Source organism: Paraburkholderia sp. 22099, assembly GCF_052045835.1.
Taxonomy (GTDB): domain Bacteria; phylum Pseudomonadota; class Gammaproteobacteria; order Burkholderiales; family Burkholderiaceae; genus Paraburkholderia; species Paraburkholderia terricola.
Window position 1 is genome coordinate 104,552 of sequence record NZ_JBQEPU010000003.1, and the last position, 19,770, is coordinate 124,321.

Consider the following 19,770-nt stretch of genomic DNA (forward strand, 5'->3'; position numbering starts at 1 on the left):
ATCGATACGTGAATGTCAGGACGCAAAGGAGCAAGCGGCCTCGCCGGCAATACCGCCGGCGAGGCCGTCGGTCCGATCATTCACTGAACCGCGCGATTGCGCAAGTTGATTGCGCAAGTTTTTTGACCGTGCTTTGCCGCCAGGCGCCGTCATGATCGACGTGCCGCAAACGCCGCCAGGCGCAATTGGCGCCACGCGCAATGAGCCGATGCCATAGCCGATGCAATGAGCCGACTCCAGACCTGCGCCTCGCGCGCTCCAGACGAATGACCTCAGCAATCGAGCGATCATGCTGGCTCACGAATCGACGACCTGGTCAGCCCTCCGCGCCATGCATTGGCTACCGTATACTGGCTAGCCCACCGCCTATATGCCGCGCCCCTCAGTTCGCCTCGATCCGCCTGTTCAGCGCCGGCACGCAATTCACGGAGCCGCTCATGCGCATGATCCTGTTCAGCAGCCGCCAGTACGACAGCGACACATTCACCGAAGCCAATGCCGCGCACGCTTATGAACTGCGCTTTCAGGAGTCGCATCTCGACCTGGAAACCGCCGTGCTCGCGCAGGGCTACGACGTGGTCTGCCCGTTCGTCAACGACACCGTCGACGCGCCCGTGCTCGAACGTCTCCATGCCGGCGGCACCCGCCTGATCGCGCTGCGCTCCGCCGGCTTCAATCACGTCGACCTGGCCGCGGCCGAGGGTCTCGGCATGACGGTCGCGCGCGTGCCGGCCTATTCGCCGCACGCGGTCGCCGAACACGCGGTCGGTCTCATCCTCGCGCTCAATCGGCGCTTGCCGCGCGCCGTCGCGCGCACACGTGAAGGCGATTTCTCGCTGCATGGGCTGCTCGGTTTCGATCTGCACGGCAAGACCGTCGGGGTGATCGGCACCGGCATGATCGGCCGCGTGTTCGGACGCATCATGGCGGGCTTCGGCATGCAGGTGCTCGCCTACGACCCAGGCACGCCGGCCGACGATCTGCTCGCGCTCGGCGCGCGCTACGTGCCGCTCGACACGCTGCTCGCCGAGTCGGACGTCGTCAGTCTGCATTGCCCGCTGGTGCCGGCCACCTACCATATGATCGACAGCCGCGCGCTCGCGAGGATGAAACGCGGCGCGATGCTGATCAACACGGGCCGTGGCGGTCTCGTCGAAAGCAATGCGCTGATCGGCGCGTTGAAGGACGGCCAGCTCGGCCATCTCGGGCTCGACGTGTACGAGGAGGAAGGCGGCCTCTTTTTCGAGGACCACTCGAACCTGCCGTTGCAGGACGACGTGCTCGCGCGTCTGTTGATGTTCCCGAACGTGATCGTCACGGCGCACCAGGCGTTCTTCACGCGCGAGGCGATGAGCGAGATCGCGCAGACCACGCTCGGCAACGTCGCGGCATGGCGGGCCGGCACGCCGCGCAATGTGGTGAGTCCCGCTGGTTAAGCGCCAGTTCAGGCAGCATCCTCAAGCGAGCCGAGATCGCGAACCCCAAGCGCGAGCCCTAAGCGCAAACCCCAAGCACCAACCTCAATCGCCGCCTTCGCTCGTCAGCGTGGTCGGGCGGAGCGCGGTGCGGGCGTCGTCCGCGGCGCCGCAGATTTCGCGCAATAGCGCCGCCTCGCGCTCATGCACTTCCACCGGAAACCAGCGCGCCCCCGCGTCGGCCAGATAGCGCGCGCGATGCTGGCCGTTGCGAAACGCCACCACGCCTTCGCGCTCCAGACCCAGCCAGCCCAGCAGACCCGGCGCGCGACGCGTCGAGATCGTCACATACGGCATTTGCGGAATGCGCGGGTTCTCCGGATCGAGAAATTCGCGTATGCCGCGCACCTTGCCCGAGTGCCATTCGGCCACCGGCTTCAGAACATAATCGGTGTTGTCGCGGTCCGCGCAGGCGAGCAGCTTGCGCACGTCGACGAGCACGACTTGATGCCGCGTGCCGTCCGCGTCGAAAACGCGTTGCAGGCATACGTGGTCGTACCATGGATGGTGATGCAAAGGCACGATCCAGACCGTCCCGGCAGAAGCCGGCATGGCGGCCGACGAGGATTTGGACAAGGACAAAGGCAGGCTCGATAAGCTGGCGAAAACTCGCCAGCGCGTTAAAAGAGCGCTAACGCTACGAGCCGATTGTGAAAGAGGCATGACAGGCCACCGTATTAATCACACTGCATGAGCGGACTGCATAAGCATGCTTCGTGCACGCACTCCATGAGCGCTCGGGAACGCGCCTCGTCACTGAAGGGAACACGCTGACATCTACGGAAACGACGATGATAACCACCCAAAATTTCAATGAACATGTGCGTATCGAAGCCGACGAGGATACGGGCGTCGCGACCCTCGTTCTCGAGCGGCCCGCGCGGCGCAATGCCGTCGACCGCCCCACCGCCGATGCGCTCGCCGCCGCGTTCCGCCGCTTCGAAGCGGAGCCGGCGTGGCGCGCGGCGGTGCTGTTCGGCGCGGGCGGCACCTTTTGCGCGGGCGCGGATCTCAGCGCGCTCGCCGACGACACGCGCCGCAACGAACTGCACGCCGACGGCAGCGGTCCAGGGCCGATGGGCCCGACGCGCATGAGCTTCAGCAAGCCGGTGATCGCGGCGATCGCCGGACATGCGGTGGCGGGCGGTCTGGAACTGGCTGCGATGTGCGATCTGCGGGTCGTCGAGGAAGACGCGGTGCTCGGCGTGTTCTGCCGGCGCGTGGGCATTCCGCTGATCGACGGCGGCACGATCCGCTTGCCGCGTTTGATCGGACTGTCGCGGGCGCTCGACCTCATCCTCACCGGCCGCGCGGTGAACGCGCGGGAAGCGCTCGACTTCGGCCTCGCCAACCGCGTCGTCGCGAAAGGCGAGGCGCGCGCGGCGGCCGAGCGTCTCGCTGCCGAACTGGCGGCCTTCCCGCAAGCGGCGCTGCTGGCGGACCGCCGCTCGGCGCTGGAAAACAGCCTGCTCGACGACTTCGCCGAGGCGCTGCGACGCGAAGGCGCGGGCGTCTATCAGGCCGTATTCGACGAGGGCGTCGCGGGCGCCGCGCGTTTTGCGCAAGGCGCCGGCCGTCACGGCAACGCACTCGATCCAGACGAAAGCACCTGATGGCGCACAGCCGTCGCCCGGCGGAAAAGTACATTCCGTAGCGGCTTTTCAGCAAAAAACAACAGCCGCCTCGACGGCCAGCGGCACTGTTTTGACTTAGGTAGAATCCCCTACTGTTTTACCCTTGCACAGCGCATGCGTTTTCGCCCCGAAAACGCGCGTCTGTCGCGCGGCGCTTCACGTCGCGCCGAATCCCGTTCGATCACCATGCCTTTGCCCCTGCTCGCTCTCGCCGTTGCCGCCTTCGGCATCGGCACCACCGAATTCGTCATCATGGGGCTGCTGCCCGATGTCGCCCGCGATCTGTCCGTCTCGATCCCGGCTGCGGGCATGCTGGTGTCGGCTTATGCGCTCGGCGTCACGATCGGCGCGCCGATCGTTGCGATCGCGGTCGCCAACATGCCGCGCAAGAAAGCGTTGATGAGCCTGATCGGCGTGTTCATCGTCGGCAATCTGCTGTGCGCGATTGCGCCGGGCTACGCGGTGCTGATGGCCGCGCGCATCGTCACGGCGTTCTGCCACGGCGCGTTCTTCGGCATCGGCTCGGTGGTGGCCGCGGGTCTCGTTGCGCCGAACCGTCGCGCGCAAGCGATCGCGCTGATGTTCACCGGCCTCACGCTCGCCAATGTGCTCGGCGTGCCGCTCGGCACCGCGCTCGGCCAGGCGGTCGGCTGGCGCGCGACCTTCTGGGCGGTAACGGTCATCGGCGTCGTCGCGGCGGCCGCGCTTGCCGTGTGCCTGCCGGCCAGGATCGAAATGCAGAAAGCGAGCCTCGTGCGCGAATTCAGCGTGCTGAAGAACCCGCAAGTGCTGATGGTGCTCGGCGTCAGCGTGCTCGCGTCGGCCAGCCTCTTTTCCACCTTCACGTACATCACGCCGATTCTCGAGGACGTGACCGGCTTCACGCCGCATGCCGTCACCCTTGTGCTGTTGCTGTTCGGCCTCGGCTTGACGGTCGGCAGCACGCTCGGCGGCAAGCTCGCCGACTGGCGGCTGATGCCTTCGCTGGTGGCGTTTCTGCTGGCGATCGTCGTGATCCTGACGATCTTCGCCGGCACGATGCACAGCGAAATTCCCGCGATGATCACGATTTTCGCGTGGGGCGTGTTGGCCTTCGCGATCGTCCCGCCGCTGCAAATGCTGATCGTCGATCGCGCGAGTCACGCGCCGAATCTGGCGTCGACCTTGAACCAGGGGGCGTTCAATCTCGGCAATGCGACGGGCGCCTGGCTCGGCGGCATGGCGATCGGCGCGGGCGCGCCGCTCACCACCTTGCCGTGGCTCGGCGTGGCGACGTCGGTCGGCGCGCTCGCGCTGACGCTGTGGTCCGTGTCGATCGACCGGCGCGCGCAACGCATGGCGGTCGCGGGGTAAGCCAGCCGCGGATTTCCGCGGGCTAGCACGCTTGATGCTAGTTTCATCGCACATTGCACGGCATTTCGCTGAGCGGGCCATGCGTTCATGGCGCCCACGCCGGCAATGCGGAGAACGCCATGCAAACTCTGCCCTTGTCGCGCCGTTTTTACCTGCTGAGCGCGCTGATCTTTCTCTGTGCGATGACATTCGGAAGTTGCGGAGGCGGCGGCGATGAAGCCGCGACCGGCGCGGCGACAGGCAGCGGCGCCGGCGGCACTAGCGGCTCGGGCGGCTCGGGCACGTCCTCGGGCGGCACCGCGATGTCCGCCAAGGGCGACGTCGTGACCTATCACAACGACATCGCGCGCACCGGCCAGTACCTCGACGAAACCATCTTGACGCCGGCCAACGTCAACGCGGCAAGCTTCGGCAAGGTCGGCTTTTTCGCCGTCGACGGCAAGGTCGATGGAGAGCCGCTCTTCGTCGGCTCGCTGGCGATCGCGGGCGGCACGCACAACGTGCTGTACGTCGTGACCGAACACGACAGCGTATTCGCCTTCGACGCCGACACGGGCGCGCGACTATGGCAGGTCCGCACGCTGAAGGCGGGCGAAACGCCGAGCGACGACCTGGGCTGCGGGCAAATCACGCCGGAGATCGGCATCACGTCGACGCCGGTGATCGACCGCTCGCGCGGACCTCACGGCACGATCTATGTCGTCGCGATGTCGAAGGATTCCGGCGGCGGCTACCATCAGCGCGTGCACGCGCTCGATCTCGCGACGGGCGCGGAACTGCTGAACGGACCCACCGAAGTCGCCGCAAGCTATCCGGGCAACGGCGCCAACAGTTCGAACGGACGCGTCGTGTTCGCGCCTTCGTCGTATGCCGAGCGCGCGGGTTTGCTCCTGCTCAACGGCATGATCTACACGACGTGGACCTCGCATTGCGACGCGGGCGCTTACACCGGCTGGATCATCGCCTACAGCGCCGACACGTTGCAGCAGACCTCCGTGCTCAATGTCACGCCGAACGGTTCCGAGGGCGCCATCTGGATGAGCGGCGCGGGCCCCGCGTCGGACGGCTCGTCGATCTATCTGCTCGACGGCAACGGCACGTTCGATACCACGCTGAACGCAAACGGTTTTCCGGCTCGAGGCAACTTCGGCAATACCTATCTGAAGCTGGGCACGGCGGGCGGGCTCTCGGTCGTCGATTACTTCGCGATGTCGAATATCGTGCAGGCGTCCGCCGTGGATGCGGATCTCGGTTCGGGCGGCGCGCTCGTGCTGCCCGATCTCACGGACGCGAGCGGCGCGGTTCGCCACCTCACGCTAGGGACGGGCAAGGACGGCATCATCTACGTTCTGGATCGCGAGTCGATGGGGAAATTCAACGCCGGCGGCAACAAGATCTACCAGGAGATCGCGGGGCAATTGAGCGGCGGCGAGTTCGGCATGGCGGCTTACTTCAACGGCCGGATTTATTTCGGTTCGGTGGGCGACCATCTGAAGGCCTTCACGATCACTAACGCGCGCTTGTCGGCAACGCCGACCGGCCAGAGCGCGATGACTTTTCCTTATCCTGGGACCACGCCCAGCGTCTCGGCCAACGGCTCGGCGAACGGCATCGTGTGGGCGGCCGAGAACGGCAGCGTGGCGGCGTTGCATGCATTCGATCCGGCCAATCTCGCCACCGAGTTGTACAGCAGCAATCAGATGGGAACGCGCGATCACTTCGGCGCGGGGAACAAGTTCATCACGCCGATGATCGCTCATGGGAAGGTTTATGTCGGCACGACGAATGGCGTGGCGGTGTTTGGGTTGCTCAAGGGGTGAGGGGTCCGTGGTCCCGTGCCTTAGTTTCGCGCCGGCACGATCTCACCGACGCAGGTGCCGAAGCCCACGCGATAACCATCGCCCTGGCACCAGCCGGCAAGCGTCAGTTCGTCGCCGTCCTCGATGAAACCGCGCGTGCCGCCCTCCTTCAGCGCCAGCGGCTTCTTGCCGTTCCACGTCAATTCGAGCAGCGAGCCATACGAATCTTCCGTCGGTCCGCTGATCGTGCCCGAACCCATCAGATCGCCCACGCGCGTATTGCAGCCCGACACCGTGTGATGCGCGAGTTGCTGCGCCATCGTCCAGTACATGTGCTTGAAGTTGGTCCGCGAGATCGTGGTGGCCTGCTTGGCCTGCTGCGGGCGCAGCCTCACTTCGAGCGTGATGTCGAATGCATGCGCGCCATCGTGGCGTAGATACGCAAGCGGCTGCGGTTCCTGCACCGGCTGCGCGACGCGAAACGGTTCGAGCGCGTCGAGCGTCACGATCCACGGCGAGATCGTCGTGGCGAATGTCTTCGCGTTGAACGGGCCGAGCGGCACGTATTCCCATTGCTGGATGTCGCGCGCGCTCCAGTCGTTCAGCAGCACCATGCCGAAGATATGCGCCTCGGCGTCCGCACACGCGATCGGCTCGCCCAACGCATTGCCGGCGCCGATCACGAAGCCCGTTTCCAGTTCGATATCGAGCTTGCGGCATGCGCCGAACACCGGACGCTCTTCGTCCGGCAGCTTCAATTGGCCGTTGGGACGGCGCACCGGCGTGCCGCTCACCACCACCGACGACGCGCGTCCGTTATAGCCGATCGGCATCTCTGACCAGTTCGGCAGCAGCGCATTCTTCGGATCGCGGAACATCGAGCCGACGTTCGTCGCGTGCTCCTTCGACGAATAGAAGTCGGTGTAGCCCGGAATCCGCACCGGCAGATGCAACCGCGCATCGGCCGCACGCACCAGCGCCTTCGCGCGCAAGCCAGCGTTGTCGCGCAAGGTCGCGGTATCGCGCGCGAGCAGGTGGCTCAACTGAATCCGCACGCCGCGCCATTCATCGCGGCCGAGCGCGATGAAATCGTTCAACGCATCGCGCGCAAAAACATCGGCCTTCGACGCCGGCACGTTCAGCAATCCCGCCGCCTGCAACGCCGCCAGATCGACGATCTCGTCGCCGATTGCGACGCCCACGCGCCGTGCGTCGTTGTTGCTGTCGCTGAAAATACCGAACGGCAGATTCTGGATGGGGAAATCGTGGTTCGAATCGTTGGCCGACTCGACCCAGCTCTTACGCGACGGATCGAGCGTCGCCTGAAGATCGCTCAATGCGTTCATCGTTGCTCCGGATTGAAATGTTTCTTGAGGCCTTGCCAGCACTCGTAGTAATGCGCCTGCAATTGCGCGGTTTCGAGCGCGAAGCGGGTCGGCTTGATCAGCGTGCGCGTTTCGAACATGAAGGCCATCGTGTCGCCGACTTTGCTCGGCGTCGACGTGTCGCTGTGCGATGCCTTCTCGAACGTGTCGGCGTCCGGCCCGTGGCCTGTCATGCAGTTATGCAGACTCGCGCCGCCCGGCACGAAGCCCTCGGCCTTGGCGTCGTACACGCCGTGCACGAGGCCCATGAATTCGCTCGCCACGTTGCGATGGAACCAGGGCGGACGGAAGGTATCCTCGGCGGCGAGCCAGCGCGGCGGGAAGATCACGAAGTCGATCGCGTCGACGCCCGGTGTGTCGCTTTGCGATTGCAGCACCAGAAAAATCGACGGGTCGGGATGGTCGAAGCTGATCGAGCCGATCGTGTTGAAGCGGCGCAAGTCGTACTTGTACGGCGCGTAATTGCCGTGCCACGCGACCACGTCGAGCGGCGAATGGCCGATGTCCGCACGCCACAAGTTGCCGTTCATCTTGGCGACGAGTTCGAAATCGCCCTCGCGATCTTCATACGCCGCGTGCGGCGTGAGAAAGTCGCGCGGATTGGCGAGGCCGTTCGAACCGATCGGGCCGAGATCCGGCAGACGCAGCAGCGCGCCGAAGTTCTCGCAGATATAGCCGCGCGCCTGGCCGTCCGGCAGGCTCACCGCAAAGCGCACGCCGCGCGGGATCACCGCGATCTCGAACGGCTCCACGTCCAGCCGGCCCAGCTCGGTCGCGATATGCAGGCGCCCTTCCTGCGGCACGATCAGCAGTTCGCCGTCGGCGCTGTAGAAGAAGCGGTCCTTCATCGAACGGTTCGCCGCGTACAGGTGAATCGCACAGCCGCTCATCGATTCCGCCGCGCCGTTGCCCGCCATCGTCACCCAGCCGTCGATGAAATCGGTCGGCTCGGCCGGCATCGGCAAGGCATCCCAGCGCAGCTGGTCAGGCGGCGTGGGCGGCACCTCGGCGAAATTCGCCACGAGCCGCTCCGAAGGCAGCGGCGCGAAAGGCTTATGCACGGCCGCCGGACGAATCCGGTACAGCCACGAACGGCGGTTGTGGCCGCGTGGCGCGGTGAACGCGGTGCCCGACAGTTGCTCGGCATACAGGCCATAGGCCGCGCGTTGCGGCGAATTGCGGCCTTGGGGCAAGGCGCCCGGCAAGGCTTCCGTGGCGAATTCGTTCGCGAAGCCCGATTGATAGCCCGGCTCGATTTCTAGCCGTGAGCCGGCGGTAGCCGGCGTACCGGTGGCGGTGTTCATGCAAGGTTCTCCGTTGAGGCTCGATCTTGTCGATTCCAGGCGGCCCGCGGTTCGATGCGCGAACCGGTGGCGTCGCCGCAGATGAATTTACGTATAGTAAAAGCAATTACGAATAGTGAAACTAACGTATACCCTGAAAACGACCCGGACAAGCCCCGGAAGCCCGTAACGACAAGCGTTCGGCCGATAACGTTATGAGCATTTTGTTCATGTGCGCACGGTGCGGACTGCTACCATCAATGGAATGCGGCAACCGAGTCGCGTTGCCGAGCGCCGAGCGCGTCCATTGCCAATCTTTCGCCTACATGATTCCGCCGACCATCCCCAACCTCATCGAGCGCGCCGCCCACCACCCGTTTCTCGGCGAACATCTGGCAATGGGAACGGGCGCGCATCACGACATCGCGCTCGCACGCTTCGACGGGCAGGAGCTCACCAGCGCTTACGAGCCGATCTTCGACATCAGCGTGCATGCGTTGGCGCAGTCGCTGTCGTCGGGTCCGGAGGGGGTCGACCGTTTCGGCGATGAACTCGGCTTTCAGGCGGTCACCCAGCGTCTGGACGGGCCGCCGTTCGAGGTATTCGATCCGTTCGACCGCATCGTCGACGATCAGGAACTGGTCGCGCTCGACCGCATGTCGCGCGCGCTGCACGCGATTAATTTCTTCGGGACGCAGCGGCACGGTCTGCTGTTTCTACGCGTGCACGAACGTCTGCTCAAGAGCGTGAAGTACGACCACGGACTGCATTTTTCGACCGTGCTGGTGTCGTTCGGGCTGAACCCGTCGCGGGTGGTGATCGAATTGCCGGCCGCGGCGGTCGCGCACAAGACCTTCCTCGGCTATCTGACGCAGAGCTATCAGCGCTACGGCTTCAAGGTGGCGGGCAATCTGTCCAACGCGGGGCAGATTTTGTCGGTGTCGGAAACCGCGCGGCTCGATTTTCTGAAGATGGACGCCGCGACCGCGTTGCGCGATGCGACAGTAAAACCGCTAGTGGGTTACGCGAACCGGTTGCGGATTCCGTTGATCTTCAATCGCGTGATGGATGAGCCGCAGTTCGTGGCCCTGCAACAGTACGACGTGCGCTTCGTGCAAGGGCCGTTGTTCAACGCGCATTACCACGACCGGGCGGTTTGATCGGCGGTTTGATCGGCCGGTTGATGTGCCTTGCGGTTGCACGCGCCGGCGCTTCGACCGTATCGCCCAGGCGCCGCGCGAGCGCCTTGAGCCGCGGCGCGACGGTTTCACGAAACACCTCCTCTCCCATCGACGACGCCGGCCCGCTGCAACTCAGCACCAGCCAGCGTCCTTCACGCGGCTCGCGAAACGGCACGGCCACCGCGTTCACGTCGTCGTGCCACGCGCGGAACGAATAGCAGCAGCCTTCGCCGGCGAACGCGGCGATCGACTTTTCCGCCTCCGCGATCAGCGCCGCGCCTTGCTTACCCGCCACTTTCCTGAGCTCGACGAGCAACGCGGCGCGCACGTCCGCCGGCTGCACGGCGAGATACGCGCGCCCCATCGAACTCGTCAGCATCGACAGTTTCGAACCCGATGCGAGCCCGAGCGTCAACGCGGTTTCGCTGCGGATCGTCTCCAGATAAATCATGTCGAGGCCGTCGCGGCAACCGAGCGAAACCGCCGCGCCCACCTCGCGCGCGAAATTACGCATATGCGGACGAGCCAGTTCGAGCGTATCCGTGCCCGAAAGCAATGCGAATCCTAGCGAGAGCACGCCGGCGTCGAGCGCGTATTTGCCCAGCGTTTCATCGAGCCGCAGATAACCCAGCACGCTCAGCGTGTAAGCGAGACGGTTGACCGTCGCCTTCGGCAAACCGGTGCGTTCGACGAAATCGCGATTGCCCAGCATCGTTTCGCCCGGCTTGAACGCGCGCAGCAAGTCCAGCCCGCGCGCGAGGGCAACGACGAATTTGCGCTCGTCGAGCGGTTCGGAGAGGGTGGATGCAGGCGTCATCAGGTGATACACTCGATCGGTAATTTGCAAAACATTGTTTCGCTTAGCGGAACAAAAGTCAAGTTGGAATCAAAAGGAATCAGGAGATACGTCATGGCCGAGGCCGCGCAGTTTCACTGGGAAGACCCGCTGCTGCTCGATCAGCAGCTCACCGAAGACGAACGCATGGTGCGCGAGGCCGCCGCGGCCTATGCGCAGGACAAGCTGCAGCCGCGCGTGCTCGAAGCGTTCCGTCATGAAAAGACCCACATCGAGATCTTTCGCGAAATGGGTGAACTCGGCCTGCTCGGCCCGACGATTCCCGAGCAATACGGCGGCCCCGGTTTGAACTACGTCGCATACGGCCTGATCGCGCGTGAAGTGGAGCGCGTCGATTCCGGCTACCGGTCGATGATGTCCGTGCAGTCCTCGCTGGTGATGGTGCCTATCCACGAATTCGGCTCGGAGGCGCAGAAGCAGAAGTACCTGCCGAAACTCGCCACCGGCGAATGGATCGGCTGCTTCGGGTTGACCGAACCGAACCATGGCTCCGATCCGGGCAGCATGGTCACGCGCGCGAAAAAGGTGGACGGCGGCTATTCGCTGTCGGGCTCGAAGATGTGGATCACCAATTCGCCGATCGCGGACGTGTTCGTCGTGTGGGCGAAGCTCGAGGAAAACGGCAAGGACGCGATTCGCGGCTTCATTCTCGAGAAAGGCTGGAAGGGGCTGTCTGCGCCCACCATCCATGGCAAGGTGGGCTTGCGGGCGTCGATCACCGGCGAAATCGTGCTCGACGAAGTGTTCGTTCCCGAAGAAAACCGTTTCCCGGAAGTCAGCGGCTTGCGCGGTCCGTTCACGTGTCTGAATTCGGCGCGCTACGGTATCGCCTGGGGCGCGCTCGGCGCAGCCGAAGCATGCTGGCACACCGCGCGTCAGTACGTGCTGGATCGCAAGCAATTCGGCCGGCCGCTCGCCGCGAACCAGTTGATCCAGAAGAAACTCGCCGACATGCAAACCGAGATCACGCTCGGACTGCAAGGCGTGCTGCGCCTCGGCCGCATGAAGGACGAAGGCACGGCGGCCGTGGAGATCACCTCGATCATGAAACGCAACTCATGCGGCAAGGCGCTGGACATTGCGCGGCTCGCGCGCGACATGCTCGGCGGCAACGGCATCTCCGACGAGTTCGGCGTCGCGCGGCATCTGGTGAATCTTGAAGTGGTCAACACCTACGAAGGCACGCACGACATTCACGCGCTGATTCTCGGGCGCGCGCAAACGGGAATTCAGGCGTTTTTCTGATGTCTTCCTGACATGCCGATAAGAAGCAAAAGGCCGGTTCACCTCGAACCGGCCTTTTTCGTTATGACGCCGCGCTGCAGCTAACGGCGCGCTTCACGGTGCATCAACCGCCTACTTGTTCGGCTGCGGCGTCATGCGCAGGTACGGACGCAGCGCCTTGTAGCCCTTCGGGAATTTCTGCTTGATGACTTCCTCGTCGTTCAACGACGGCACGATCACCACGTCATCGCCCTGCTTCCAGTTGCCGGGCGTGGCGACCGAGTGGTTGTCGGTGAGTTGCAGCGAGTCGATCACGCGCAGCACTTCGTCGAAATTGCGGCCCGTGCTTGCCGGATACGTGATGATCAGCCGCACCTTCTTCTTCGGATCGATCACGAAGAGCGAGCGGACCGTGAGCGTTTCATTGGCGTTGGGGTGGATCATGTCGTACAGCTCGGCCACCTTGCGGTCGCCGTCGGCGAGAATCGGGAAGCCGACATTGGCGGCTTGCGTCTCGTTGATGTCCTTGATCCATTCCTTATGCGACTCCGCGCTGTCGACCGACAACGCGATCGTCTTCACGTTGCGCTTTGCGAACTCGTCGGCCAGCTTCGCCGTCAGGCCGAGTTCCGTGGTGCAGACGGGCGTGAAATCGGCGGGGTGCGAGAACAGCACGCCCCAGCTATCGCCCAGCCATTCATGGAACTTGATGCGGCCGACACTCGACTCCTGTTCGAAATCGGGTGCGATATCGCCAAGACGTAGACTCATGTTGCATCTCCTTTAAAGTATTCGGGCATTCCGCGCGAGCATTCGCCCGCGCCGCCCCGCAACGATAAATCATATGGTAGCGGCGGTACATGACGAACCAACATCGCGTCACTACTTTATGCGTTTTTGTAATTTTCACCGATATAGTGGAAACTTTGCGGGACAGATCAACTCCATCGGAGGCAAACTGTCGCCTGCAATCTGTTGCGGGTCGTCGTGCAATGGCTTTGCTTCAACCGGGAACGGTTCGTGCGTTCGCTTGCGTCAACCGAGCACTGCGCTCGCCAGCGGCCGTTTCTTTGGTTACGATTCACGCGTGGCGTGAGACGAAGGGGAGCTGTCAATGTCGGAAGTCAACAAGGAGAGATTGATGTCGGATATCAAAACGGTCCTCGCGGACGCTGAAGATTTGCTGAAACAGGCCGCGAGCGCCACCGGCGAGCGCGCCTCGGAGTTGCGTGAAACGGCGCTTACGCGTCTGAAACAGGCGAAGGAAAAGGCGGCTGACGTCCAGGTCGTGGTGGTCGAAAAAGGCAAGAAGGCCGCCCGCGCCACCGACGACTACGTGCACGAGCATCCGTGGGCATCGATCGGCATCGCGGCGGGTGCGGGCGTGCTGCTGGGGTTGTTGATCAACCGCAAGTAACACGGTGACGCTGCCGGACGGTCGCGTCCGGCCCACTGGTAAATCGAGCGGACCGGCGCATGCCTGGCCGGTCCGTTTCTCCTGGCGCGCACCTTTGCACGCGCCGCCCAGGCCATCACGCGCAACGCCCACAGCCATGACGATCGAAACACAAACACAGCGCGCAGAACATAGTCCGTTACGCCGCATCGTCGGTTCGGTGTTCGCCATTCTGCAAACGCGGCTCGAACTGGTCGGCATCGAGCTCGCCGAGGAAAAAGACCGGCTGCTCGCCGTGCTATTCCTCGGTCTCGCCGCCATGATGCTCGCCACGATGGCCTTGATCGCCTTGACCGCGCTGATCGCCATTGCGTTCTGGGACACCTACCGATGGCAGGCGCTCGCCGGCATTACCGCCGTGTATGCGATTGCGGGACTCGTCTGTGCGCTGAAAGCGCGCAGCGGTTTGCGCAACGCACCGCTGGTGTTCGAGGCCACCCTTGCGGAGTTCGAAAAAGACCGCGACGTGTTCCGCAAACCGTGACAACCCACGCGCAACGGGTGTCGCTACGATGCCCGGCGCTTGCGTTGGGATTTCGTTGGGATTTCGAGCGATTTGCAGCGCCGTTTGACTGCACCACCTTCACTGCCGCCGACACACCATGAGCCAAAGCCATTCCGATACCGCCTTCCGTGCCAAGCGCCAACCGGCCAAGGATCTGAGCGCGCCACACTTGCGAGCGTTGCGCAAGGAATTGCTGCTGGTGCGCGCGGATGTGGAGCGCATGGAACTCGCTCAGGCCACCATCGAATTGCGGCAGGCGGTCACGCATTTCAGTTGGCTCAAGTTTATTCTGCCGGGCTTGGGCGGCGTGCGCGTGGGCAAAGGAACGAAGTCGAGCTTGATCAACGCGGGGACCATTGGCGTGCTCCTCAAACAGTATCCCCTCATCAGTTCGATCGCCTCGCTGGTTCTCGCCAAACCGCTGCGTGCAACCGTCGCGGCAGGTGCAAAACCCGCACTGAAGTGGGGCGGCCTCGCGCTTGCCGCATGGGAAGCGTATCGGATCTGGCAGCAAATGAAGCGCGATTCCGCTGCGCCCCGTACCGTCAAGACCGAATCGAACCCGTAACGGTGAGCGCGGCATTGCTTCCGGCATAAGCCCTGCCTCTGCGTGGTTAGCCCGTATTCCAGCATTCGCCGCTTGCCGGCGCCACACCGTTTGCTCCATTCCTGTTGCCTCGCTGCCCCGTCGCGTCGAGCGTGAAAACCCCACAGGGGTCGTCACGCATCGGACCGGTTTCGCTCGGCGCGGCCTCTATCGAATAGCCACCATTGGAATCGTCCGCCTGCAGCACGCGCAGCCGGTAGACCGCCGCGCCGAATTGCGGCGCCTGGTCCATGCCCGGCAACAGCGTGGATGCGCTGCCGCTTGCCGCGCCCGCGCCCTCGACGAATTGCGCGGCGCGATAAAGGGCGGACGCGGCGTCGATGCGATGCGTTCGCGCGACGTGATCGCGATACGAAGGTACGGCGAACACTGCCAGCGTGGCGACTATCGCCAGCGTGATCATCAGTTCGAGCAGCGTGAATGCGGATGTGTGCAGCCTTGTCATGGACCTCCCGTCAGAATGGCCGTGCGGCGACGTGGCGCCAATGACGCTCGATCGTTTCGTCCTCGATGACCAGTTGCATCTGCAGCCAGACCTGTGACTCGTTGTTACGGCCGAAGCCACGCGAGGTCAGCAGATAGGCTCGAGCATCGGCGCGGGTGCCGAGACGCCAGGCTTCGATCAGGCATTGCGGCGCGCGCACCGATCCTGGCCATTGCGCAAGGGGCGCGACGGCGTTCGCCTCGAAGGCGGCTTCGAGTTTCCATTGCGCCGGCTCTCCGGGCGCGGCCGGCATCGGCGTCACGGATGCTGCCGCGATGGCACTGCGCGCGCACAGGAGCAACGCTGAATCGGCGGCATGAAACGCCTGCAAATAATCGCGCACGTTGGTGGTGACGCGCGCCGCCGCAAGCGACGTTTCGAACCATGCCGCGGAGGTGGTCAGCATCATCGCTGAAATCAGCAGGACGATTGGCAGGACTGCGCCGCTTTGACGATCGCGGAATCGGCCGCCTGCCATGCGCATGATGCGTCCGAGATATTGCGGCTGCTCGCGGCCTCGTGAATGCTTCCCGCAAGCGCAGCGCAACGCCAGTTTGCTTCGACGTTTCACCATCAAGAGGCCTCCGCATGATTGCGTATCGCGACTCGCCGCGAGAACGCCTGCCGAGCGCGCGAATCCGCCCCAGGCATGCTGACGCCGTCGCAATCGACGTAGGGCAAGCGCTGGCTCCGTGGCGCGCCGCGCACCAGCACACAGAGATCGACCGCAACGATGCTGGCCCATTGATCGGCCGTCACCGCCGAAGCGTCGACCGCGCTCGGCGCGCCTGCCAGCCAGTACTTGAGCCGCACCCGTTCGACGCCTTCGATGAGCGGCTGCGCGAATCCCACCCTGCCGCTGCCTTCGCAGTAAAGCTCGGGCTCGCCCGTCGAACCACTGACGCGGGCGAAATATCGATTGACCACGGGCACGCCCTGGTCGCCGAGCACCGCGCCGCTGTTCGCCACGGCCTGACCGAGACAGTCGGTTGTTTGTCCGCTCGCGGAGGGCCACGTGGAAACGTTGTCTCCCACGTAACGAACGGCCACGCCGTCCGAGTGACCGGGCAACGTCTCGCAGGCAAGACTGTCGTCGGCCCCTGTCGGGCGACCGCCCGAACATCCGAACAAGGGCGGCGGACTGTTGTAACGCGCGACGTCCGCGGGCACGAAGCCGGCCATTTGTAATTGCTGGCCAACCAGCGTAAGCGCCGTCAAGCCGGCTTCGCGAATGCGCATCGCATCGCCCGCGTGTTCGAATGCGGAGCGCTGCGTGGTATACAGCGACACCGCACCCGCGGTCACCACCAGTCCCAGCGCCATGGCGATTACAAACTCGACCAGCGTATGGCCGCGTTGGCTGCGTTGGTCGCGTTGGTCGCGTTGGTCCCGTTGGTCGCGTTGGTCCCGTTGGTCGCGTTGGGCGCGTTGGGCGCGTTGGGCGCGTTGGGCGCGTTGGGCGCGTTGGGCGCGTTGGGCGCGTTGGGCGCGTGCACGATACAGGCGCCGCGTCATTTCGCGAACGCCAGCGCAACGCATGAGGAACCCGCAGGGACGTCCACGCCGCCGCAAGACTCGGGCTTGTCGATCACGTCGTCGGCACCTGGCATGTCTCGCACGGACGCCCATGTGACGCGCGCAAAAGAGACGCCGCCACTTTCAGCCACCGAGGCCTGACCTTGCGGCAGAAGAGCGGCTGCATGCACGCTCCATTGCCTGATCGCGGAGTCGCCAGCGGAGGGCTCGCGCATCGTTTCCGCGACGGAGTCGGCGATCCACGCCGCGTGTTCGCGCATCGCCATCGCACGAGCTTCGCGCGCGCTCCACACCTGACCGGCGATCAACCCGAGGGCCGTGACGGCCATCAACACGACGGCCAGCATGACTTCGATCAGCGTGCTGCCGCGGCGTTTCGATCCGCGGCGGCTTGACCATCGGCTCTGTGAATATCGCCTCATGACTCCGCCCCGCATGCCCCTTCGACGATCCGCACGCGGCCGCCCGCCGCGATCCGTAGGCAACGTCGCCACTTGTCTCCCTGCGTCGCCTTGGATGGCGCGCGCGGTCCGATATCAAAGCTGCGAAAGGTGCCGATCAACTGTCCCGCCGGCGGCGTAAACGTGAGATTCGTTTGCGTGCCGACAATGCTTACCGCCGCCAGCAGAGGATGCGCGCGCAACAGCGACACCGTGCTGCCCCGCTCGGCCAGCACCGCCCAGCCGCACGACCAGTCGGTCACGCCATCGCCGCACGGTTGCCCGGCGGCGAGGCAATGCCGCGCCGCGTCGATCCGGCACACCGTGACTCGTGCGCCGCGTCGTAGCGCTTCGCTGCGCGCATAGGCGAGCGTTGAAGCGAGCGCCTTCGTGCGCGCGTCGACCTGATCGCGCACGTGCCACGCGACGAACGACGGCGTTGCCATCACCGCGATCACCGCCAGCAGCGCGACGACGGCCAGTGTTTCGACAAGCGTGAAGCCGCGGCACGGCCGCATGAAAAACGCATCCGCTTTCATCTGCATCCCTGCTCGTTACAAAGAATGCAGCCAATCTAGCGATTTGCAAACGCGCCAACAATCGGCCGAACGGCCAGGTGGCGCTCAGACGCCATCCCGCGCAAAAATGCACGCGACCAAACATCATGGGGAGCGGGAGATGCGAATGCGCGAGACAACGCGGCAAAAGACGGCACCTCGAACACGACGCGAGGCGCGACAGCGATTAGCGCTTGCGAGAAGGCTTGGGAGGCGAGGAGGCGCGGCGGAATTCCTCGATGACGTCCTCGAATTCGGAGACGTCTTCAAAGCGCCGGTAGACGGAGGCAAAGCGAACATAGGCAATCGTGTCGAGTGCGCGCAGCTCGTTCATCACGAGTTCGCCGAGGCGCTCGCTGCGCACCTCGCGCTCGCCGCTGCCGAGCAACAGATACTCGATTCGGGCGACCGCCGCGTCGATCGCGTCCGCCGCCACCGGCCGCTTGCGCAGCGCCAGTTGCATGCTCGCGACGATCTTGCGGCGATCGAATTCGGTGCGGCTGCCATCCTTCTTGACGACCGACGGCAACGCCAGCTCGACCCGCTCGTACGTCGTGAAACGTTTGTCGCAGGCCGGGCAGCGGCGCCGCCGCCGAATCGTCGCGCCGTCTTCGGACACGCGCGAGTCGACGACCTGCGTATCGGCGTGACGGCAGAAGGGGCAGTGCATGACGGCTTAGCGGTAGACCGGGAAGCGCTGGGTCAGCTCGGCGACTTGCGCGCGCACACGTTCGAGCGTGGCGGCGTCTTCCGGGTTGTCCAGCACGTCGGCGATCAGGTTGCCCACCTGCTCCGCTTCCTTGACGCCGAAGCCGCGCGTGGTCATGGCCGGCGAGCCGAGACGGATACCGCTCGTCACGAACGGCTTTTCCGGATCGTTCGGAATCGCGTTCTTGTTGACCGTGATGTGCGCGGCGCCGAGCGCCGCTTCCGCTGCCTTGCCGGTGATCTTCTTCGCGCGAAGATCGACCAGCATGACGTGGCTTTCGGTACGGCCCGAGACGATGCGCAGACCGCGCTTGACCAACGTTTCGGCCAGCACGCGTGCGTTTTCGACGACCTGCTGCTGATACGCCTTGAATTCCGGCGACAGCGCTTCCTTGAACGCGACGGCCTTGCCGGCGATCACGTGCATCAGGGGACCGCCCTGGATGCCGGGGAAAATTGCCGAGTTGATCTGCTTCTCGAACTCGGCCTTCATCAGGATCACGCCGCCGCGCGGGCCGCGCAGGCTCTTATGCGTGGTGGTGGTGACGAAGTCGGCGTGCGGCACCGGGTTCGGGTAGACGCCGGCGGCGATCAAACCCGCGTAATGCGCCATGTCGACCATGAAGTAGGCGCCAACCGACCTGGCGATCTTCGACAGGCGTTCGAAGTCGATACGCAGCGCGAATGCGGACGCACCCGCCACGATGAGCTTCGGCTTGTGCTCCTGCGCGAGCTTCTCGGCTGCGTCGTAGTCGATGTCTTCGGCCTCGTTCAGGCCATAGCTCACCACGTTGAACCACTTGCCCGACATGTTGACCGGCGAACCGTGCGTGAGGTGACCGCCGTGCGCGAGGCTCATGCCCATGATCGTGTCGCCCGGCTTGAGCATGGCGAAGAACACGCCCTGGTTCGCCTGCGAACCCGAATTCGGCTGGACGTTCGCGGCTTCTGCGCCGAACAGTTGCTTGACGCGGTCGATCGCCAGCTGCTCGGCGATATCGACGAATTCGCAGCCGCCGTAGTAGCGCTTGCCCGGATACCCTTCGGCGTATTTGTTGGTGAGTTGCGAGCCTTGCGCAGCCATCACGGCCGGGCTCGTGTAGTTTTCCGACGCGATCAGTTCGATGTGCTCTTCCTGACGGCGGTTTTCCTGCTCGATGACTTTCCAGAGTTCAGGATCGACGTTGGCGATGGTGCTTTGGGCTCTGTCAAACATACGGATTCCGTTGAGTGTTTTCAGGTTGACCGGATTGTGCGCCGAATCTTGCGTAGAGGGTACGCGGCGCT

General features: G+C 64.3%; 20 protein-coding genes and 2 pseudogenes. 9 read left to right on the plus strand and 13 right to left on the minus strand.

Annotation, left to right across the window (positions count from 1 at the left end):
* Nucleotides 1-15: 15 nt before the first annotated feature.
* Nucleotides 16-291, minus strand: coding sequence for a hypothetical protein (locus tag ACTJLC_RS04445; RefSeq protein WP_440843291.1), 276 nt, complete (start codon nt 289-291; stop codon nt 16-18).
* A 146-nt stretch (nt 292-437) separates the two neighbouring features.
* Here ACTJLC_RS04445 and ACTJLC_RS04450 point away from each other — a divergent pair, with 146 nt between their 5' ends.
* The gene (locus ACTJLC_RS04450; RefSeq protein ID WP_310130459.1) at nt 438-1,436 is read left to right on the plus strand and encodes a 2-hydroxyacid dehydrogenase; all 999 of its coding nucleotides are present in this window, start codon (nt 438-440) and stop codon (nt 1,434-1,436) included.
* A gap of 84 nt (nt 1,437-1,520) precedes the next feature.
* On the opposite strand, the gene ACTJLC_RS04455 is transcribed toward ACTJLC_RS04450, so the two are convergent.
* Nucleotides 1,521-2,138 carry a plasmid fertility inhibition factor family protein gene (locus ACTJLC_RS04455; RefSeq protein WP_083084513.1) on the minus strand — a complete coding sequence of 206 codons (618 nt, stop codon included), beginning with the start codon at nt 2,136-2,138 and terminating at the stop codon, nt 1,521-1,523.
* A 128-nt stretch (nt 2,139-2,266) separates the two neighbouring features.
* Here ACTJLC_RS04455 and ACTJLC_RS04460 point away from each other — a divergent pair, with 128 nt between their 5' ends.
* The 3 genes from ACTJLC_RS04460 (at nt 2,267) to ACTJLC_RS04470 (ending at nt 6,282) form a co-directional block, all read left to right on the plus strand.
* Nucleotides 2,267-3,088 carry a crotonase/enoyl-CoA hydratase family protein gene (locus ACTJLC_RS04460; protein ID WP_310130462.1) on the plus strand — a complete coding sequence of 274 codons (822 nt, stop codon included), beginning with the start codon at nt 2,267-2,269 and terminating at the stop codon, nt 3,086-3,088.
* 207 nt (nt 3,089-3,295) lie between these two features.
* Nucleotides 3,296-4,462 carry an MFS transporter gene (locus tag ACTJLC_RS04465; protein ID WP_083085046.1) on the plus strand — a complete coding sequence of 389 codons (1,167 nt, stop codon included), beginning with the start codon at nt 3,296-3,298 and terminating at the stop codon, nt 4,460-4,462.
* Nucleotides 4,463-4,581: 119 nt separating this feature from the next.
* The gene (locus ACTJLC_RS04470; protein ID WP_440843292.1) at nt 4,582-6,282 is read left to right on the plus strand and encodes a pyrrolo-quinoline quinone; all 1,701 of its coding nucleotides are present in this window, start codon (nt 4,582-4,584) and stop codon (nt 6,280-6,282) included.
* Between the two features lie 20 nt (nt 6,283-6,302).
* Here ACTJLC_RS04470 and fahA read toward each other — a convergent pair whose 3' ends face one another.
* A complete protein-coding gene (fahA, locus tag ACTJLC_RS04475; protein ID WP_310130469.1) occupies nt 6,303-7,607 on the minus strand; it encodes a fumarylacetoacetase in 1,305 nt (434 codons plus the stop codon).
* Nucleotides 7,604-8,950 (minus strand): homogentisate 1,2-dioxygenase, encoded by a 1,347-nt coding sequence (gene hmgA, locus ACTJLC_RS04480; protein WP_083084520.1) that lies wholly within the window; start codon nt 8,948-8,950, stop codon nt 7,604-7,606. Before hmgA ends, fahA begins: the two co-directional genes overlap by 4 nt.
* Nucleotides 8,951-9,255: 305 nt before the next feature.
* Between hmgA and ACTJLC_RS04485 the strand changes: the two genes are divergently transcribed.
* Nucleotides 9,256-10,089, plus strand: coding sequence for an EAL domain-containing protein (locus ACTJLC_RS04485; protein ID WP_073428169.1), 834 nt, complete (start codon nt 9,256-9,258; stop codon nt 10,087-10,089).
* Nucleotides 10,090-10,150: 61 nt separating this feature from the next.
* On the opposite strand, the pseudogene ACTJLC_RS04490 reads toward ACTJLC_RS04485, so the two are convergent.
* Nucleotides 10,151-10,927 (minus strand): annotated as a pseudogene (locus tag ACTJLC_RS04490) (IclR family transcriptional regulator); the annotation flags it as partial.
* Nucleotides 10,928-11,020: 93 nt separating this feature from the next.
* Here ACTJLC_RS04490 and ACTJLC_RS04495 point away from each other — a divergent pair.
* Nucleotides 11,021-12,211, plus strand: a complete 1,191-nt coding sequence (locus ACTJLC_RS04495) for an acyl-CoA dehydrogenase (RefSeq protein ID WP_310118998.1) — start codon at nt 11,021-11,023, stop codon at nt 12,209-12,211.
* A gap of 111 nt (nt 12,212-12,322) precedes the next feature.
* Here ACTJLC_RS04495 and ACTJLC_RS04500 read toward each other — a convergent pair whose 3' ends face one another.
* Nucleotides 12,323-12,961, minus strand: a complete 639-nt coding sequence (locus ACTJLC_RS04500; protein WP_440843293.1) for a peroxiredoxin — start codon at nt 12,959-12,961, stop codon at nt 12,323-12,325.
* A gap of 343 nt (nt 12,962-13,304) precedes the next feature.
* Here ACTJLC_RS04500 and ACTJLC_RS04505 point away from each other — a divergent pair, with 343 nt between their 5' ends.
* The 3 genes from ACTJLC_RS04505 (at nt 13,305) to ACTJLC_RS04515 (ending at nt 14,719) form a co-directional block, all read left to right on the plus strand.
* Nucleotides 13,305-13,607 (plus strand): DUF883 family protein, encoded by a 303-nt coding sequence (locus ACTJLC_RS04505; protein ID WP_028198798.1) that lies wholly within the window; start codon nt 13,305-13,307, stop codon nt 13,605-13,607.
* Between the two features lie 136 nt (nt 13,608-13,743).
* The gene (locus ACTJLC_RS04510) at nt 13,744-14,130 is read left to right on the plus strand and encodes a phage holin family protein (protein ID WP_073428172.1); all 387 of its coding nucleotides are present in this window, start codon (nt 13,744-13,746) and stop codon (nt 14,128-14,130) included.
* 118 nt (nt 14,131-14,248) lie between these two features.
* The gene (locus ACTJLC_RS04515) at nt 14,249-14,719 is read left to right on the plus strand and encodes a DUF3318 domain-containing protein (protein ID WP_073428173.1); all 471 of its coding nucleotides are present in this window, start codon (nt 14,249-14,251) and stop codon (nt 14,717-14,719) included.
* A 46-nt stretch (nt 14,720-14,765) separates the two neighbouring features.
* Here ACTJLC_RS04515 and ACTJLC_RS04520 read toward each other — a convergent pair whose 3' ends face one another.
* The 7 genes and pseudogenes from ACTJLC_RS04520 to glyA all read right to left on the minus strand — a co-directional run bounded on the left by ACTJLC_RS04520 (nt 14,766) and on the right by glyA (nt 19,699).
* Complete coding sequence (locus ACTJLC_RS04520) at nt 14,766-15,203, minus strand: type IV pilin protein (protein WP_083084524.1); 438 nt, start codon at nt 15,201-15,203, stop codon at nt 14,766-14,768.
* A 10-nt stretch (nt 15,204-15,213) separates the two neighbouring features.
* Nucleotides 15,214-15,726: a pilus assembly PilX family protein gene (locus ACTJLC_RS04525; protein WP_244219958.1), complete on the minus strand. Its 513-nt coding sequence runs from the start codon at nt 15,724-15,726 to the stop codon at nt 15,214-15,216.
* An 89-nt stretch (nt 15,727-15,815) separates the two neighbouring features.
* Nucleotides 15,816-16,598, minus strand: a pseudogene (locus ACTJLC_RS04530) (PilW family protein); the annotation flags it as partial.
* Nucleotides 16,599-16,753: 155 nt separating this feature from the next.
* A complete protein-coding gene (locus ACTJLC_RS04535) occupies nt 16,754-17,200 on the minus strand; it encodes a type IV pilus modification PilV family protein (RefSeq protein WP_114161918.1) in 447 nt (148 codons plus the stop codon).
* Nucleotides 17,197-17,763 (minus strand): GspH/FimT family pseudopilin, encoded by a 567-nt coding sequence (locus ACTJLC_RS04540; protein ID WP_167449645.1) that lies wholly within the window; start codon nt 17,761-17,763, stop codon nt 17,197-17,199. The genes ACTJLC_RS04535 and ACTJLC_RS04540 overlap by 4 nt, the downstream gene beginning before the upstream one ends.
* A 199-nt stretch (nt 17,764-17,962) precedes the next feature.
* Nucleotides 17,963-18,445, minus strand: a complete 483-nt coding sequence (gene nrdR, locus ACTJLC_RS04545; protein WP_012431825.1) for a transcriptional regulator NrdR — start codon at nt 18,443-18,445, stop codon at nt 17,963-17,965.
* Nucleotides 18,446-18,451: 6 nt separating this feature from the next.
* Nucleotides 18,452-19,699, minus strand: a complete 1,248-nt coding sequence (gene glyA / locus ACTJLC_RS04550; protein WP_114161917.1) for a serine hydroxymethyltransferase — start codon at nt 19,697-19,699, stop codon at nt 18,452-18,454.
* Between the last annotated feature and the right edge of the window lie 71 nt (nt 19,700-19,770).